General features: G+C 66.3%; 16 protein-coding genes. 7 read left to right on the top strand and 9 right to left on the bottom strand.

What is annotated here, in order from left to right; all coding sequences use genetic code 11:
* Positions 1 to 80: 80 nt before the first annotated feature.
* The 6 genes from AmiPiv_RS03090 to AmiPiv_RS03065 form a co-directional block, all read right to left on the bottom strand.
* Positions 81 to 680, bottom strand: coding sequence for a glutathione S-transferase family protein (locus AmiPiv_RS03090; protein ID WP_340035771.1), 600 nt, complete (start codon positions 678 to 680; stop codon positions 81 to 83).
* A 71-nt stretch (positions 681 to 751) separates the two neighbouring features.
* The gene (locus AmiPiv_RS03085) at positions 752 to 1468 is read right to left on the bottom strand and encodes a ribonuclease T2 (protein ID WP_340035770.1); all 717 of its coding nucleotides are present in this window, start codon (positions 1466 to 1468) and stop codon (positions 752 to 754) included.
* 15 nt (positions 1469 to 1483) lie between these two features.
* Positions 1484 to 1927: a hypothetical protein gene (locus AmiPiv_RS03080; RefSeq protein WP_340035769.1), complete on the bottom strand. Its 444-nt coding sequence runs from the start codon at positions 1925 to 1927 to the stop codon at positions 1484 to 1486.
* Positions 1928 to 1981: 54 nt separating this feature from the next.
* Positions 1982 to 2842, bottom strand: coding sequence for a 23S rRNA (adenine(2030)-N(6))-methyltransferase RlmJ (locus AmiPiv_RS03075; protein WP_340035768.1), 861 nt, complete (start codon positions 2840 to 2842; stop codon positions 1982 to 1984).
* Positions 2839 to 3456, bottom strand: a complete 618-nt coding sequence (locus tag AmiPiv_RS03070; RefSeq protein ID WP_340035767.1) for a hypothetical protein — start codon at positions 3454 to 3456, stop codon at positions 2839 to 2841. The genes AmiPiv_RS03075 and AmiPiv_RS03070 overlap by 4 nt, the downstream gene beginning before the upstream one ends.
* 92 nt (positions 3457 to 3548) lie before the next feature.
* Entirely contained in the window at positions 3549 to 4202 is a 654-nt protein-coding gene (locus tag AmiPiv_RS03065; protein ID WP_340035766.1) for a TetR/AcrR family transcriptional regulator, read from the bottom strand.
* A gap of 130 nt (positions 4203 to 4332) precedes the next feature.
* Here AmiPiv_RS03065 and AmiPiv_RS03060 point away from each other — a divergent pair, with 130 nt between their 5' ends.
* Positions 4333 to 4779 carry a carboxymuconolactone decarboxylase family protein gene (locus AmiPiv_RS03060; RefSeq protein ID WP_445206894.1) on the top strand — a complete coding sequence of 149 codons (447 nt, stop codon included), beginning with the start codon at positions 4333 to 4335 and terminating at the stop codon, positions 4777 to 4779.
* Between the two features lie 45 nt (positions 4780 to 4824).
* Here the strand turns inward: AmiPiv_RS03060 and AmiPiv_RS03055 are convergent, their stop codons facing one another.
* Both AmiPiv_RS03055 and AmiPiv_RS03050 read right to left on the bottom strand, forming a co-directional pair.
* Positions 4825 to 5274, bottom strand: a complete 450-nt coding sequence (locus AmiPiv_RS03055; RefSeq protein WP_340035764.1) for a DNA polymerase III subunit chi — start codon at positions 5272 to 5274, stop codon at positions 4825 to 4827.
* Between the two features lie 86 nt (positions 5275 to 5360).
* On the bottom strand, positions 5361 to 6863 hold the full coding sequence (locus AmiPiv_RS03050; protein WP_340035763.1) for a leucyl aminopeptidase: 1503 nt from the start codon (positions 6861 to 6863) through the stop codon (positions 5361 to 5363).
* A 318-nt stretch (positions 6864 to 7181) separates the two neighbouring features.
* On the opposite strand from AmiPiv_RS03050, the gene lptF reads away from it, so the two are divergent.
* From lptF to rsmA, 6 genes are all read left to right on the top strand, one after another.
* Positions 7182 to 8372 carry an LPS export ABC transporter permease LptF gene (gene lptF / locus AmiPiv_RS03045; protein ID WP_340035762.1) on the top strand — a complete coding sequence of 397 codons (1191 nt, stop codon included), beginning with the start codon at positions 7182 to 7184 and terminating at the stop codon, positions 8370 to 8372.
* Positions 8369 to 9457 (top strand): LPS export ABC transporter permease LptG, encoded by a 1089-nt coding sequence (lptG, locus tag AmiPiv_RS03040; RefSeq protein ID WP_340035761.1) that lies wholly within the window; start codon positions 8369 to 8371, stop codon positions 9455 to 9457. The genes lptF and lptG overlap by 4 nt, the downstream gene beginning before the upstream one ends.
* A 156-nt stretch (positions 9458 to 9613) precedes the next feature.
* Entirely contained in the window at positions 9614 to 11839 is a 2226-nt protein-coding gene (locus AmiPiv_RS03035) for an LPS-assembly protein LptD (RefSeq protein WP_445206885.1), read from the top strand.
* Positions 11840 to 11959: 120 nt separating this feature from the next.
* Positions 11960 to 12889, top strand: a complete 930-nt coding sequence (locus tag AmiPiv_RS03030; RefSeq protein WP_340035759.1) for a peptidylprolyl isomerase — start codon at positions 11960 to 11962, stop codon at positions 12887 to 12889.
* A gap of 3 nt (positions 12890 to 12892) precedes the next feature.
* A complete protein-coding gene (gene pdxA / locus AmiPiv_RS03025) occupies positions 12893 to 13915 on the top strand; it encodes a 4-hydroxythreonine-4-phosphate dehydrogenase PdxA (protein WP_340035758.1) in 1023 nt (340 codons plus the stop codon).
* Complete coding sequence (rsmA, locus tag AmiPiv_RS03020) at positions 13912 to 14754, top strand: 16S rRNA (adenine(1518)-N(6)/adenine(1519)-N(6))-dimethyltransferase RsmA (RefSeq protein WP_340035757.1); 843 nt, start codon at positions 13912 to 13914, stop codon at positions 14752 to 14754. The genes pdxA and rsmA overlap by 4 nt, the downstream gene beginning before the upstream one ends.
* Before the next feature lie 162 nt (positions 14755 to 14916).
* Here rsmA and gmk read toward each other — a convergent pair whose 3' ends face one another.
* Positions 14917 to 15570, bottom strand: coding sequence for a guanylate kinase (gene gmk / locus AmiPiv_RS03015; RefSeq protein ID WP_340035756.1), 654 nt, complete (start codon positions 15568 to 15570; stop codon positions 14917 to 14919).
* Positions 15571 to 15572: the final 2 nt, after the last annotated feature.

Below are 15572 nucleotides of genomic sequence, written 5' to 3'. Positions count from 1 at the left end.
GCAACAGCGAAGAAGCCGGGCCTCGCGCCCGGCTTTTTTGTTGCCCCATCGTCTGCAAGCCGCTCGCCGGCCGTGCCGGCTCAGCCTTGCGGGATGACCGCCTTGAGTTCGGGGAACCTCTCGTCGAAGCGCGCCGCCCAGCGGGTCAGCCTGGACCGCCCCTTCTCCCACTTGCCGGCAAATCTGAGCTGCATGTAGCCGATGGCGGCGCGCAGCGCGATCTGACCCACGGTGATGGATTTCGGCAGCTTCGGCGGATTGGCGTTGAGCAGGTCGAGCGCGCGTGTGACCTTGGCCCACTGCTTGTCGATCCACGGCTGATGGACGATCTCCTCGGGCCGGGACCGACGCTCGTAGACGATCGCCAGCAGGCAATCGCAAATGCCGTCGGCCATGGCTTCGAGCCGTTCCGCCTCGAGCCGCTTTGCGGCACTGCGCGGGAACAGCTTCTGGCCGGACAGCCGGTTCAGATATTGCGTGATCACCCGGCTGTCGTAGATGCCGTCGCCCTCGTCGGTGATCCAGACAGGGATCTTGCCGAGCGGGTTGGCGTCGGTGAGCATGGCCGGCTGCGGGCCGGTCTCGACCGTGACCGACTCGACGGCGATGCCGGCATGGGCGGCCGCCATGCGGACCTTGGCGCTGTAGGGCGAGGCGGAGGAATAGAACAGTTTCGGCATGAGAGGGTCCCCTTTTGGCGGTGGACCTTATTCAGCAACCGAGCCGCGGGCAACGCGGGTCGCGCGGAAATTCAACCGCCGCGCACCGGCGGCATCACCACCTTGTCGCGGCTGCAGGCGCTTCGCTCCAGCTCCGGGCAGGCGCGGAAGCTGAGGTCCTTGTCCATGCAGATGCGCACCTCGCGCAGGTAGCGCCGGTCACAGGTCACGGCCACGCCGTCGGCGGCCATCCCCGGATTGGACTGCAGGAAGGCACGTTCGGCCTCTCCAGGCTTCAGGGTGCGATAGGCCTCCAGCCGCTTGAATTCGGCCGGGATCACCACCTTTTCCCGTGCCGCCCGCAGCACCTCGAAATAGTCGTCCTGGGCGAGCCCGGTGCACGTTCCGTGCTTGCGCCACTGATGGCGGATGAGCCCGGCCGATGGCATCAGGTCGAGGAGGGTGCGGGTCCTGTCGTTGGCGACGTCGGACTCGCGCGTCCGGCAGAATTCGGGATAGCCGCGCTCGAACTGGGGCCACAGGCCATGAACGACGAAGGCATAGGGCCGGCCCGACCGGCACTGCTGGCCGTCAGCCTCGCCGCCCTCCGCCTCGCAATAGCTCGGCGACCAGGACAGCGCGAGCACGTAGAAGTCGAAGCCCTCCCCGCGCGGCACCGCCGCGGGTGCTTTCGCGGCCGCCTGCGGCTCGGCATCGGCCGATTGCTGCTCGGACGGCGCACAGGCGGCCAGCGCAAGAAGGGCTGCGACCGAAAGCGCGGCAACCCGGCCGCGCAACGCCAGCTTCATCGGGATCGTCAAGCCTCAGCGCAGGACGCGGCAGCGGCCGTTGTAGACGTACCAGCGGTCGAAGCCCGAGACGCAGAATTCGACATTGTCGCCGATCGAGGCGAAGCCCATGCCTTCCTCGATCAGGTACCAGATGTCGCGGGAGCCGCCGTCCGACAGCGCCACCGTCGCCCCGCAATAGCGGCGGGCGATCGGGTGGTCCTCGTCGGCGGGCAGGTAGCGATGTTCATGCACCCGCTGGAAGTCGGTGATGGCCACGTCCGGCAGGTTCGGCACGTGCCGCACCTGGTAGCTGAAGCGCTCGGTGATGCGGTTGAGGACCGAGGCTTTGCCGCAGATGCCCGGATCGCCATAGTCCGCGCCGACGGCAAGGTCGGCGGCGCTGGCGGCGCCCGTACCGAGCAGGGCCGCTCCGGCACCGAGGGTTGCGGCAAGGATGGTGCTGGCGACGCGACTCATGGCTTCCCTCTCCAAGACTGCTGTAGAGCAGTTTGCGGCGTCGCCGTGTTCCGGTCAAGCAGCCGGCGTTTCGCCCGCCAGCCACTCGGCCGACCAGCTGGCCGTGCCGTCCTGGACGAGGATCTTGCCGAGCACCGGCATAAGCACGCGCAGTTCGGCCTCCAGCGCGTAAGGCGGATTGACCACCACCAGGCCGGTGCCGTCGAACCTCGGCTCCGGCGACGGCGGGCGGATCTCGAAGGCGACGTCCAGGATCTTGGCGATGCCCGCGTCGGCAAGCGCGGCGCGGAAAGCCGCCACCGCCTTGCGATCCTTGATCGGATACCAGAGCGCGAACATGCCGCCCGGCCAGCGCCGATGCGCTCTCGCGAGGCCATCGGCCAGCCGGGCGAATTCGCCTTCCTTCTCGAAAGGCGGGTCGACTAGCACCAGGCCGCGCTTTTCCTTCGGCGGCAGGTGCGCGCCCAGCGCCAGCCAGCCGTCGAGCTCGATCACCCGCGTCTGGAAATCGCCCTCGAACAGCGCCGCGAGCGTCCTGGCGTCGGCCGGGTGCAGTTCGATCGCCGACAAGCGGTCCTGCTTGCGCAGCAGGTGCCGGACGATCAGCGGCGAACCGGGATATCTTTCGATGCCGCCTGCCGGGTTCGATGCACGCACGGCATCCAGATAGGGCGCGAGCAGGTCGGCAGCCTCGACAGGCAGCTTCGCCTCGACCAGCCGGCCGATGCCGTCGTGCCACTCGCCCGTCTTCTGCGCCTCTTCCGAACCGAGGTCGTAGAGCCCGATGCCGGCATGGGTGTCGATGACGCGGAAGGCCTTGTCCTTGCGCTTGAGATATTCGACGAGCCGCGCCAGCACCGCGTGCTTGACCACGTCGGCGAAGTTCCCGGCATGATAGGCGTGGCGGTAGTTCATGTCTTGTCTGCACCCCTGCCCCAGCGCGGCGCCGGCGGCTGCGAGTTCGGGTTCTGCGGCCGCTCGCGGCCGCGCCGCAGCGACAGCACCAGGCCGACGAAGCCTACGGCCATCAGCGAGAAGCCGACCGGCTGGGCGCGCCCGTCTGCCTCGATGCCGCCGGCCCGCAAGATCAGGTCGACGCTCCTGATCTGGACGTTTTCGGCATCGCCCTGGCCGACGACGAAGCGATAGGTGCCCGCCTGCACGTCGCGGATGAGGCCGGCATCGTCGCGGAAGATCGGGTCGGGCAGCTGCGGGCTGCGTTCGCGCGGGGTGGTGTCGTAGAAGTTCAGGGCCTGCGCCAGCACAGTCTCGCCGCGCGTCGAGGCGGTGATGGTCAGCACCGCCCGGGCCGGCGTGACGACCGGCGGCGCCAGCGTCGTCAGGTCGACCAGCACGCGCACCGGGGCATCGGTGCTCGCCAGCGCCACCTCGATCGGGCGGAACGTCCCTCCCCGGTCGTAGGCGCGAAAGGTGCCGATCTCGCGGCCGGAAAAATTGGTGGCTGCCCAGGGGTAGACGATGCCGAGGCCGGCGCCCGCGAGCAGGACAAGAATGAACAGGAACCGCATGGTTTGAATCTCTGGTGCCGGCCGCCCTGACGGCCGGCGGAATGGTAGGCTTGCCCCCTACTAAGCCCTTTGCCGTTCGGCGGAAAGTGCCGTCATGGCTTTGACGGCAGGTCGCGTTCCATCGCATCGAGCAGCATGTCGAGGCCCATGTCGAAGGTCTTGTCGAATTCGCTCTCGGCGAAATACCGCCCCGCCGCGGCGACGTTGGGATAATCCTCCCGCAGACGTTCGTCGTCCACGGTGGTCACCGCCGACGGGCCCTTTGCATAGCCGGCGCTCTCATCGAGGATCGCCCCCATCAGATAATAGCCGGCGGCGCGGAACAGGCGCGCCCCACGCTCCTGCCCGAAGCCACCGCCCTCGAACACGGCGATTACCTCGTCGAGCCATCCGAGGCATCCGGGCGAATTCATGCGATAGGTCACGAGGAACGGCGCAAAGGCAGGATGGGCCCGGGCCGCGGCGCGAAAATCACTCATCACGATCCGCACCCGCTGCCGCCACGGCAGGTCGGCCGGCGGGATCTCCAGGTCGGCGACGAGCCGCTCGACCAGCGCCTCGAACAGGTGCGCCTGGGACGGGTAGTGATGGTAGATGCTCATTGCCTCGCAGTTGAGCGCCTGCGCCAGCTTGCGCATCGAAAAGCCCACGAGCCCTTCCCGCTCGATGACCTCGAATGCCGCGGCTTCGATGAGATCGCGCGACAGCCGTCCGCGCGCTCGCCTTTTGTTGATCGACGTCTCCATGGCCCTGCTTGACAACTTACAGTGTAAGGTTCACCAATATGCATACCTTACACCGTAAGGCAAACATGTTCCAGAGGAGGAAGTCATGTTCGCATACCATGCATCCGCCTTCGCCTCGTTCCGCCACACGATGACGGCCCTGGCCGGCGCCGCGGCCTGCTCGGCCACCCTTGCATTGACGCCCATGCCGGCCCACGCCGACGACTACGACGCCGCGATCCAGGACATCCAGAAGACCATGGGCGGCGTGCCGAGCTTCATCAGGCAGTTCCCCAAGGCCGGCCTGCCGGGGGCATGGTCGGAACTCAAGAGCATCGAGTTCAGCGACAAGACCGCCCTGCCGCCGAAGACCAAGGCCCTGATCTCGCTGGCGGTGGCCGCGCAGATCCCGTGCAGCTATTGCATCTGGGCCGACACGCAGAGCGCCAGGCAGGCCGGCGCCACCGACGAGGAAATCCAGGAGGCGGTGGCCATGGCGGCGTTGACGCGCCACTGGAGCACGGTCCTCAACGGCATGCAGGTCGACTTCGAGACATTCAAGAAGGAAGTCGGCGGCGAGATGAGCGCCGCGAAGTAGCGTTGCTGCCGGTGCGGCGTGCTGGAAGCTCAGCCGCCGCGCCGTTCAGGCCTTGCGTTCCCAACGCCGGTCGGGCGTCTGCTGCCAGTAGGTCACGGTGTGCCCTCCGGCCTTCATCGTCTTCCAGTGCCCGCGCGCCGCCTCGAGCTGCATCGCATCATGGCCGTCGAACAGGAAGACCGCGCGCTGGTAGGTACCGATGTCCGGCGGCGAGGCGCCATCCACCAGGAAGCGGATTTCCGCGGCGTTCGGGTTTTCCCCGCCAACGGTCAGCACGATCGGCTGCTCGGCGGGCCACGGCTCGCGGTCGCTGCCGTGGGCCAGGAACGAATCGTCGCGGAAGGTCCAGAGATGGGCGTCGAGCGCGTCCCGCCGCTCCTCGCTCCCGGCCTGCACCACGGCCTTCCAGCCGCGCTGGAGGCTGCGTTCGAGCAACCCCGGCAGGGCGTCTTCGAGCGTGGACTCCGTCAGGTGGTAGAATAGGACTTCGGCCATTGCTCAGTTCGCGCCACCCCTGAGGCTTCGAGAAATTTGGCCCAGCGCGCCACATGAAGTGGCCACTGGGGCGGATCTGTCCAGCCTTACGCCTCGTAGTGGTCGCGCACCAGCCTGTCGAGCAGCCGCACACCGAATCCGGAGCCCCACGACTGGTTGATCTCGTTGGTCGGCGATCCCATCGCCGTGCCGGCGATGTCGAGATGCGCCCACGGCGTCTCCTTGACGAAGCGCTGCAGGAACTGCGCGGCGGTGATCGATCCGCCGTAGCGGCCGCCGATATTCTTCATGTCGGCGTTCTTGGAATCGATCAGCTTGTCGTAGTCGGAGCTCAGCGGCATGCGCCACAGCTTCTCCTGGGTCGCCGTCCCCGATGCGGTCAGGTGGCCGGCGAGTTCATCGTTGTTGGAGAAGAGCCCGGCATGATGCTGGCCCAGCGCCACCATGATGGCGCCGGTGAGGGTCGCCAGGTTGACCATGAATTTCGGCTCGAAGCGCTGGTTGCAGTACCAGAGTGCGTCGGCGAGCACGAGCCGGCCCTCGGCGTCGGTGTTGAGTACCTCGATCGTCTGGCCCGACATCGAGGTGACGATGTCGCCCGGCCGCTGCGCGTTGCCGTCGACCATGTTCTCGACCAGGCCGATGATGCCGACTGCGTTGACCCTGGCCTTGCGCGCGGCCAGCGCATGCATCAGGCCGGTGACGGCGGCGGCGCCGCCCATGTCGCCCTTCATGTCCTCCATGCCGGCCGCCGGCTTGATCGACACGCCGCCCGAATCGAAGACGACGCCCTTGCCGACGAAGGCGACGGGCTTGTCCTTGGCCTTGCCGCCATTCCACTGCATGATCGCCATGCGCGGCGGGCGCACCGATCCCTGGGCGACGCCCAGAAGCGCGCCCATGCCGAGCTTCTTCATCTCCTTCTCGGTCAGGATCTCGACCTTGACGCCGAGCTTTTCGAGCTCCTTGGCCTGCGCCGCGAACTCGACCGGTCCCAGGATGTTTGCCGGCTCGTTCACAAGGTCGCGCGCCAGCACCACGCCGCCGACCACGGCCTCGGCATCCGCGAACGCCTTCCTGGCGGCAGCCGGCTCAGTGCAATGGATGGTGATCTTGGCCGCCTTCCGGTCGTCGGCCTTGCCGTTGCCGCCGCCGTTGTCCTTCTTGGTCTTGTATTTGTCGAAGGAGTAGCTGCGGAGCAGGATGCCTGCCGCAAGGCGTGCGGCAGCCGCGCCGTCGGCCGCAATACCCGCTATGTCCAGGACGACGGCGGCCTCGGCCGACTTGCGCAGCTGCGCAGCGATCGTACCGCCGAGCCTGAACCAGGCGTATTCGTCGAGCGACGCAACCTTGCCGACACCGATCGCGACGAGCCTGTCGGCCGCGGTTCCCTCGGGCGCCAGCACCTCCACCGAGCTGCCGAACTTGCCCGAGAAATCGGCCACCGGGAAGGCACGCTCGAGCTTGCCTGCCGGATCGCACGCCCGCGCCGAATCGCTCAGCCCTCCGTCCTCGGCGGAAAACACGAATATGCTCCCCTTCGTGGGCGTTCCCGGCTTGGCGAAGCTGATCGACGGCTTGGAAGTCATGATGTCCTGCTTATTGTTACCCATTTCCGCTGGTGCGCGACATTTCGTCGTTTTGGCCGCTTTGGCAAGCCTGCCCTCCGCGAAGTCGGATAAAGTCGCCGACGCGATACCGCCGGAAACATTATGTTAACCACCTCCATTGGGCCTTTCTTAGCCATTGCTGCCGACACTCGGGCGGCAGGGGCAACGGTGTCGGACGATGGCGGCCATGGAAGGGGCCGGTTGTGCCAGCCTCGCTTGGACTATACCTTACCCACTCGCAGGCCATGCAGCCCCCGGCCAGCCTGCCGCATCGGAAACACGGAATCCTGATCATCGATGAAGGTTGTTGAACGCTACATCCTGCGGCGCGCGTTCGCGGTCTTCATCGCGGCGCTGACGTGGACGCTGGCGATCGTCTGGACCACCCAGGTGCTGGGTCGAATCGACCTCGTCACCGACAGCGGCCAGTCGGCGCTGACCTTCTTCGAGGTCGCCGCCCTGATCCTGCCGACGGTCATTCCGATCGTCGTGCCATTCGCCCTCGTGATCGCGGTTGCACAGACGCTCAGCACCATGAACGGCGATTCCGAACTCGTGGTCATCAACGCGGCAGGCGCCTCGCGGCTGACCGTCATCCGCCCGATCCTGATCCTTGCGGCATTCGCCAGCGTATTCTCGTTCGTGGTCGACAATGTCGCCGACCCCTTGGCGCGGCAGCGCAACCGCGAGCTCATCGCCACCTCGCGCGCCGATCTGCTTTCACTGATCATCCAGGAGGGCACGTTCCGCAAGGTCGACAACGGCCTCTTCGTCCAGGTCGGCAAGCGCCTGCCCAATGGTGGCCTCGGCGGCATCTTCGTCGCGGATTCGCGCGAGAAGAACGTCGACCTCGTCTATTACGCCAAGGACGGCTCGTTCATCGAACGCGACGGCAAGCAGATGCTTGTCATGAACGACGGAGTCATCCACCGCAAGGCGCCGGGCGGCGAGGTTTCGGTGATCAGTTTCGATTCCTATGCCTTCGATCTCAGCGAATTCACGGCAGCCGCCAACGAAGTGGTGATGCGGCCGAAGGACCGCTCGACCTCCTATCTTCTCGACCCGCCGGCCAACGACAAGTTCTTCCAGCGCGATCCGCTTCAGTTCAAGGCCGAGTTGGACCGCCGCTTCACCGAATGGCTCTATCCGATGGCCTTCGCGCTCATCGCGCTTGCGGTTGCCGGTGACGCCCGCTCGCACCGCGACGCCCGTATCCATCCGCTCATCACCACCATCGTGATCGCGCTTTTCTTCCGCTGGCTCGGCTTCTTCGCCGACAGCAAGGCCGAGTCGATGCGCTGGCTGAGCTACTTCGTCTATGGCGTTCCGCTTGCCGCCGCGGCCATCTCCATCTGGTTCATCCGCCGCAATCGCACGATGGAACTGCCGGTCGCAGCCGCCGACTGGATCGCCGGGGCCGCGGGCCGGGTCGGCGACCGTCTGACGGCGCTACGCTACGGCACCGCTCCCAAGCAGGGAGCGGCATGATGGGCTGGACGCTCGGTCGCTATTTCTTCTTCCGTTATGCAGCGATCACGACGTGGTTCTTCGTCGGCATATTCGCGCTGATCTTCATCATCGACGTCACCGAATTCTCCAGCAACATCGGCGGGCTGCCCGGCTACTCCTTCGGCCTGGCCTTGACCGTCTCCGCACTCCGCGTGCCGATGATCATGCAGCAGACGGTGCCCTTCGTCGGCCTGTTCGGGGCGATGGCCACGCTGGTGTCGCTCAACCGCCGCTACGAACTGGTGGTGGCACGCGCCGCCGGCATCTCGGCCTGGCAGTTCCTGCTGCCGCTCTGCATCGGCGCCCTCATCTTCGGCGCCATCACCGTCGGCGTCCTCAATCCGCTGGCCGCGCACGGCTTCTCGCGCGCCGAGGCGATCGAATCGCAGCTGCGTTCGCGCCAGTCGAATTCGGTCTCGGCCTTCTCCGCACCATGGCTGCGCCAGAAGGTCGGCAAGACCGACGTCATCATCGGCGCCCGCGCCGTGCTCAACCAGGGCCTGCAGCTTTCCGACGCCGTGTTCTTCATCTTCGACACCGACGGCAACATGATCGAGCGCAAGGACGCCGAGACCGCCTACCTGCGCGACGGCTACTGGGAGCTCGTCGGCGTGCGCAGCATGCGCGGCGCCGAGAACTTCACCTCGCAGGCGACCGACAGGGTGCGGACCAACCTGAAGCCGGAATTCGTCCAGGAAAGGCTGGCGCGGCCCGAGACGATCCCGTTCTTCGAGTTGCCGGCAAAGATCGACGTGGCGCGTTCCTTCGGCTTGCGGGCCAACGCCTTCGCCATGCAGTTCCACTCGCTGGTGGCGCTGCCCTTCCTGTTGGTCGCAATGACGCTCATCGCTGCAACAGTGTCGATGAGATTTGCGAGGATGGGACAGTCGGCCACGATGATTCTGGGTGGCGTAGTCGCCGGCTTTCTGCTTTATGTCGTTTCGGTTCTGGTCAAAGCATTTGGCAATGCGGGATTCGTGCCGACTTACATTGCGGCATGGTTTCCGGTTGTCGTAGCAATGTTTTTCGGGGTGACTTTCCTGCTTAATAAGGAGGATGGTTAGTTGAGGGGCGCACTGGCCAGCCGCAGGACGGCCCATAGGGCACGTTTATTCGGCGCGACTGCGCTTGCTTGCCTGTTTGCAAGCGCGCTTCCCGCCACTCCCGTCTTTGCTCAGACTGTCGCCGACCTCGCGCCCGACGTGCCCGAGGGCTCGAAGATGCTGCTTGAGGCGGACACGCTCGTCTACGATAACGATGCCCAGACCGTCACTGCGGTCGGCGGCGTGCAGATCGACTATGCCGGCAACCGTCTCGTCGCGCAGCGCGTGACCTACGACCGCAAGACGTCGCGGCTGATCGCCAGCGGCAACGTGCAGATCGTCAATTCCGACGGCACCAAGATCTTCTCGCAGGAAATCGACGTCACCGACGATTTCGCCGACGGGTTCGTCAATTCGCTGCGGCTGGAGACCGTCGACAAGACATACTTCGCTGCCGAGAGCGCCAAGCGCGAAGACGGCTACCTCACCACGTTCAGCAACGGCGTCTACACCGCCTGCGAACCCTGCGAGGCAAAGCCCGACAAGGCCCCGATCTGGCGCATCAAGGCGCAGAAGATCATCTGGAACGGCCAGAAAAAGACGGTGCGCTTCGAGAACTCCAATTTCGAGTTCTTCGGCTTCCCCATCGCCTTCCTGCCGGCCTTCGAAATCGCCGACCCCACCGTCAAGCGCAAGAGCGGCTTCCTCATCCCGAGCATCAGCTACAAGAGCGAACTCGGCGTCAGCCTGTCGGTCCCCTATTATTTCGCCCTGTCCCCGACATACGATCTGACGGTGACCGGGACCGGCTACACCAGGCAGGGTTTCCTCGGCGAAGCCGAGTGGCGCCAGCGCTTCAATAACGGCCAGTACAGCCTGAAGATCGCCGGCATCAGCCAGATGAACCCGGACAAGTTCGATGCCAACACGGTGGATTCGGGCCCGGCGGGCGACGAGAACAAGCTGCGCGGCATGGTCGGGACCAAGGGTCGCTTCGACCTCAACCCGCGCTGGGCGTTTGGCTGGGACGTCATGGTCCAGTCCGACAAGAATTTCTCGCGCACCTATCAAATCGACGGCTTCTCGGACAGCACGTTCCGCTCCGAAGTCTACCTGACCGGCCTCAACGACCGGAACTACTTCGACCTGCGCGCCATGCGCTTCCAGGTGCAGGAGGACGCGCTCGATTCGGATCCGGATGCACGCGCCGACAAGCAGCCCTGGGTGCTGCCGTCGCTCGACTATGCCTACATCCCGGACATGCCGCTGGCCGGCGGCGAATTGTCGATCGACGTCAACGCGCGCGTCATCCAGCGTTCTGACCTCGACTGGGTGCCCAGCGCTCCCGCCGTCCGCGGCATAGAAGGGACTTCGGCGCGCCTCAGCGGCGAAGTCGAATGGAAGCGCACCATCGTCACCGACGGCGGCCTGCTGGTCACGCCGCTGCTCGCCTTCCGCGCGGACGGCAGCTACCTCGACGCCTCCAATGCCTCGGTTGCCGCCATCAATACCATGGCGGGCGATCCGGACATCAATGTCGCCGCTGACGTGCAATCGTCGCTCTTCCGCTACATGGCGACACTCGGCCTCGAGCTACGCTGGCCGGTGCTGTTCTCGTCCACCAGCGCGACCCATGTGCTCGAGCCGATGGCGCAGGTCTTCGCCCGTCCGAGCGAATCCGACATCAACGGGCTCGGCATCCCCAACGAGGACGCCCAGAGCTTCGTCTTCGATGCCGCCACGCTGTTCGAGCGCGACAAGTTCTCCGGCTACGACCGCATCGAGGGCGGCACGCGCGCCAACGTCGGCTTCCGCTATTCGGGCAGCTACGGCAACGGCTGGACCACCAACGCCCTGTTCGGCCAGTCCTACCAGCTCGCCGGCGACAACTCGTTCGCGTCGCCGGACCTCGTCAATGCCGGCGCCTATTCGGGCCTCGAGACCGAGACGTCGGACTATGTCGCGCTCGCCGGCATCGCCAGCCCGAACGGCTTTGCGGCATCCGTCAGCGGCCGCTTCGACGAGCAGACGCTCGAAGTGCGCCGCGCCGAGGTCAAGGCCGGGCTCGACATCGACAGGTTTGCGGTTTCTGCGAAATACGCCTTCATCGACGAGCAGCCGCTCTACGGCTTTACCCAGGAACGGCATGAGGTGACGCTCGGCGCCACCGCCCGCATCAACGAGGAATGGCGGGTGTTCGGCTCGGGCACCTACGACCTCAAGTCCGACGTGCTGGTCAAGAACGGCTTCGGCTTCGCCTATGACGACGAATGCTTCAGCTACATGATGACCTACGCGGAGAGCCGCGAGCTGAACAAGCCAGACGACGTCAAGCGTACCGTCGGCTTCAACATTTCGTTCCGCACGCTTGGCGATTTCGGGTCGAAATCGAGCTCCTTCTGACGTACGTCTCAGGGTTGTAGGGGCAACGTGACATCGTTTTGCCGCATAACGCGGCCATGGACGGGGCAGTATGCATCCGGGCGAAGCCCGGATTCTGGGGTTTGAACGGGACTTTTTTCGATGCGGAAGTACCTCTTTTCGGCAGGCATCGCGCTGCTCGTGGCGGCGACGTCGCTATCGGTTGCCACCTATGCGCCGCCGGCGCAGGCAAGCGAGATCAAGTACATCGTCAACGATGTGCCGATTACCAGCTACGACATCCAGCGCCGCGCCGCCTTCCTCAAGCTGCAGAAGCGCAAGGGCGACGCCGGCCAGGAAATGGTCGAGCAGACGCTGCGGCAGACGGAAATGAAGCGGCTCGGCATCCGCATCTCCGACAAGCAGGTCGACGACGCCTACGCCCGCTTCGCCGGCTCCAACAAGCTCAAGCCCGAGCAGATGAACCAGATCCTGGCTCAGGCGGGCGTGACTGCAGGTCACTTCAAGGAATACATCCGCACCCAGATGGGCTGGAACCAGGCGCTCGGCGCCCGCTTCCGCTCCGAACAGGGCGGCGGCGGAACCAGCGAGCAGGATGCCGTGCGGCGCATGCTGCAACAGGGCGGCGCCAAGCCGTCGGCCACCGAATACATGCTGCAGCAGGTGATCTTCGTCGTGCCCGCCTCCGAACGCGGCTCGATCGGCAAGCGCAAGCGCGAGGCCGATGCGATGCGCGGCCGCTTCAACGGCTGCGAGCAGACCCGCGAATTCGCCAAGGGCCTGCTCGACGTGACGGTGCGCGATCTCGGTCGCGTGCTGGCGCCGCAGCTCCCGCCGGAATGGGCCGACCAGATCAAGAAGCTCAAGGCCGGCGGCGCCACCCCGGTTCGCGAGACCGACCGCGGCGTCGAGTTCATCGGCGTCTGCAGCGCCCGTGAAGTGTCCGACGACAAGGTCGCCCAGATGGTCTTCCAGGCCGAGGGCGCCGGAGCAGGCAACGAAAAGGCCGACGAGCTCAGCAAGAAGTATCTCGACGAACTGCGGGCCAAGGCCCGCATCGTCACCCGCTAGCCCGTGGGTGCCGCTGGCGCCCCACTGGCGCTGACCGTTGGCGATCCCTCGGGCATCGGCCCCGAAATCGCAGTCGCCGCATGGCGGCTGCGCAACGATGTCGATGTTCCCGCTTTCTACCTGCTTGCCGATCCGGCACTCGTGGCCGCACGCGCGGCCAGGCTCGGCCTGGCGCTGAAGATCGCCGAAACCGATCCAGCCGGCGCCGCTGGCCACTTCGCTTCGACCCTGCCGGTCGTCCCGCTGGCCGCAAAGCTCATCGACGCCCCTGGGCAGCCGGACAGCCGCAACGCCACAGGTATCGTCGAGGCCATCGATCGCGCCGTTGCCGACACGTTCGAAGGCCGCGCCGCCGCCGTCGTCACCTGCCCGATCGCCAAGAAGCCGCTCTACGACGCCGGTTTCCGCTTTCCCGGCCACACCGAATACCTGGCCCATCTCGCCGCGCAGAAGCTCGGCCGCAACGTCACGCCGGTGATGATGCTGGCCGGTCCCGAGCTGCGCGCGGTGCCCGTCACCATCCACATCGCACTGTCCGAAGTGCCGAAGGCACTAACCCGCGACGCGATCGTCGAGACGGCCCGCATCACCGCTCGCGACCTCAGGCAGCGCTTCGGCATCGCCTACCCCCGTATCGCCGTCTCGGGCCTCAACCCGCATGCCGGCGAGGGCGGCGCCATGGGACGCGAGGACGAGGATGTCATACGGCCCGCCATTGCCGCACTGAAGGCCGAGGGCATCGGCGCGTTCGGCCCCCTGCCCGCCGACACCATGTTCCATGCCCGCGCCCGCGCCGGCTATGATGCGGCGATCTGCATGTATCACGACCAGGCGCTGATCCCGGCCAAGGCGCTCGCCTTCGACGAGACGGTCAACGTGACGCTCGGCCTGCCCTTCATCCGCACCTCGCCCGACCACGGCACGGCTTTCGACATCGCCGGCAAGGGCGTGGCGCGGCCCGACAGCCTGATTGCGGCGCTCAAGCTGGCGCGCCGGCTCGCCGACGTCGAGGCCCGGGCATCGTGAGTGCGGTCACCAGCATCGACGGCCTGCCGCCCCTGAGGGACGTCATCGAGCGACACGGGCTCCAGGCCAAGAAGTCGCTCGGCCAGAACTTCCTGCTCGACCTCAACCTGACCGGCAAGGTTGCCCGCGCTGCCGGCGACCTTTCGGGCGTGACGGTCGTCGAGGTCGGCCCCGGACCGGGCGGGCTGACGCGGGCGCTGCTCATGCATGGCGCGAAGCGCGTCGTCGCCATCGAGCGCGACGAGCGCTGCCTCGCTGCCCTCGCGGATGTGGCCGCCCACTATCCTGGCCGGTTGGACGTGGTGTCGGGCGACGCGCTGAAGACCGATTTCGCCGCCCTCGCCGAGGGCCCGGTGAAGATCGTCGCCAACCTGCCCTACAACATCGGTACCGAGCTTCTGGTGCGCTGGCTCACGGTCCCGGCCTGGCCGCCCTTCTACCAGTCGCTGACGCTGATGTTCCAGCGCGAGGTTGCCGAGCGCATCGTCGCCAGGCCGGCTAGCTCGGCCTATGGCCGCCTCGGCGTGCTGGCCGGCTGGCGCACCGAGGCGCGCATCGCCTTCGACGTGCCGCCGCAGGCATTCACGCCACCGCCCAAGGTCACGTCCTCGGTCGTGCATCTGGTTCCCCGCGCCGAGCCGCTGCCGGTGGACGTGACCGTGCTCGGCCGCGTCACCGAGGCCGCCTTCGGCCAACGCCGCAAGATGCTGCGCCAGAGCCTGAAAAGCCTGGGCGGAGAAAAACTCCTGGAAACTGTCGGCATAGATCCGACGCGCCGGGCCGAAACGCTCGGTGTCGAGGAATTCGTCGCGCTGGCGGGAGCCATCCCTCTACGTTGAAGGGAGGGAACGATTTCGCCGCCGCTGCGGCCAATTCGTCGAATTCGTGCTCGGCAACCCTGCCGCCAAGCCTCCCTCCCCTTGTGGGGAGGGTGAGGGGTGGGGGTAAAAAGGCCGGCTCAGAACGAAATCAACCTCAACCCGACGCTGCCGGCCGCCGCCTCAGACCTTCTCGTCGAGCAGCTTGGACACGAAGTCGAACAGGCCCGGCCGGCGGTCGCGGCGCAGCCGCTCGGCAGTGACGATCGCCTTGACCGAGGCGAAGGCCTTGTCGAGGTCGTCGTTGACGACGACGTAGTCGTAGTCGCGCCAGTGCTCCAGTTCGACGCGGGCGTTGTGCAGCCTGGTCTCGATCACCGAATCCTGGTCCTCGGCGCGGCGGCGCAGGCGTGCCTTCAGCTCGGTCATCGACGGCGGCAGGATGAAGATCGACACGATGTCGGCGCGCATCTTCTCCTTGAGCTGTTCGGCGCCCTGCCAGTCGATGTCGAACAGCATGTCGCGCCCCTGCGCCATGGCCAGTTCCGCCGGCTCGCGCGGGGTGGCGTAATAGTTGCCGTGCACCTCGGCCCATTCCAGCAGCGCATCCGAATCGCGCAGCCGCTCGAAGTCGCGCATCGAGCGGAAATGATAATGGATGCCGTCGATCTCGCTACCGCGGCGGGCGCGCGTCGTCACGCTAACCGACAGTTCGAGACCGGGATCGCTCTCCAGCAGGTTGCGCGCGATCGTCGACTTGCCCGCTCCCGAAGGCGACGACAGGACGAGCATCAGGCCGCGCCGCCTGATGGCGTTCGAGGGGTTTTCTGCGCTCATGC

It is taken from the genome of Aminobacter sp. Piv2-1, from assembly GCF_037625995.1.
GTDB lineage: Bacteria > Pseudomonadota > Alphaproteobacteria > Rhizobiales > Rhizobiaceae > Aminobacter.
Note: the sequence above shows the minus strand (reverse complement) of the source record. Positions and strands in the feature narration are given on the sequence as shown.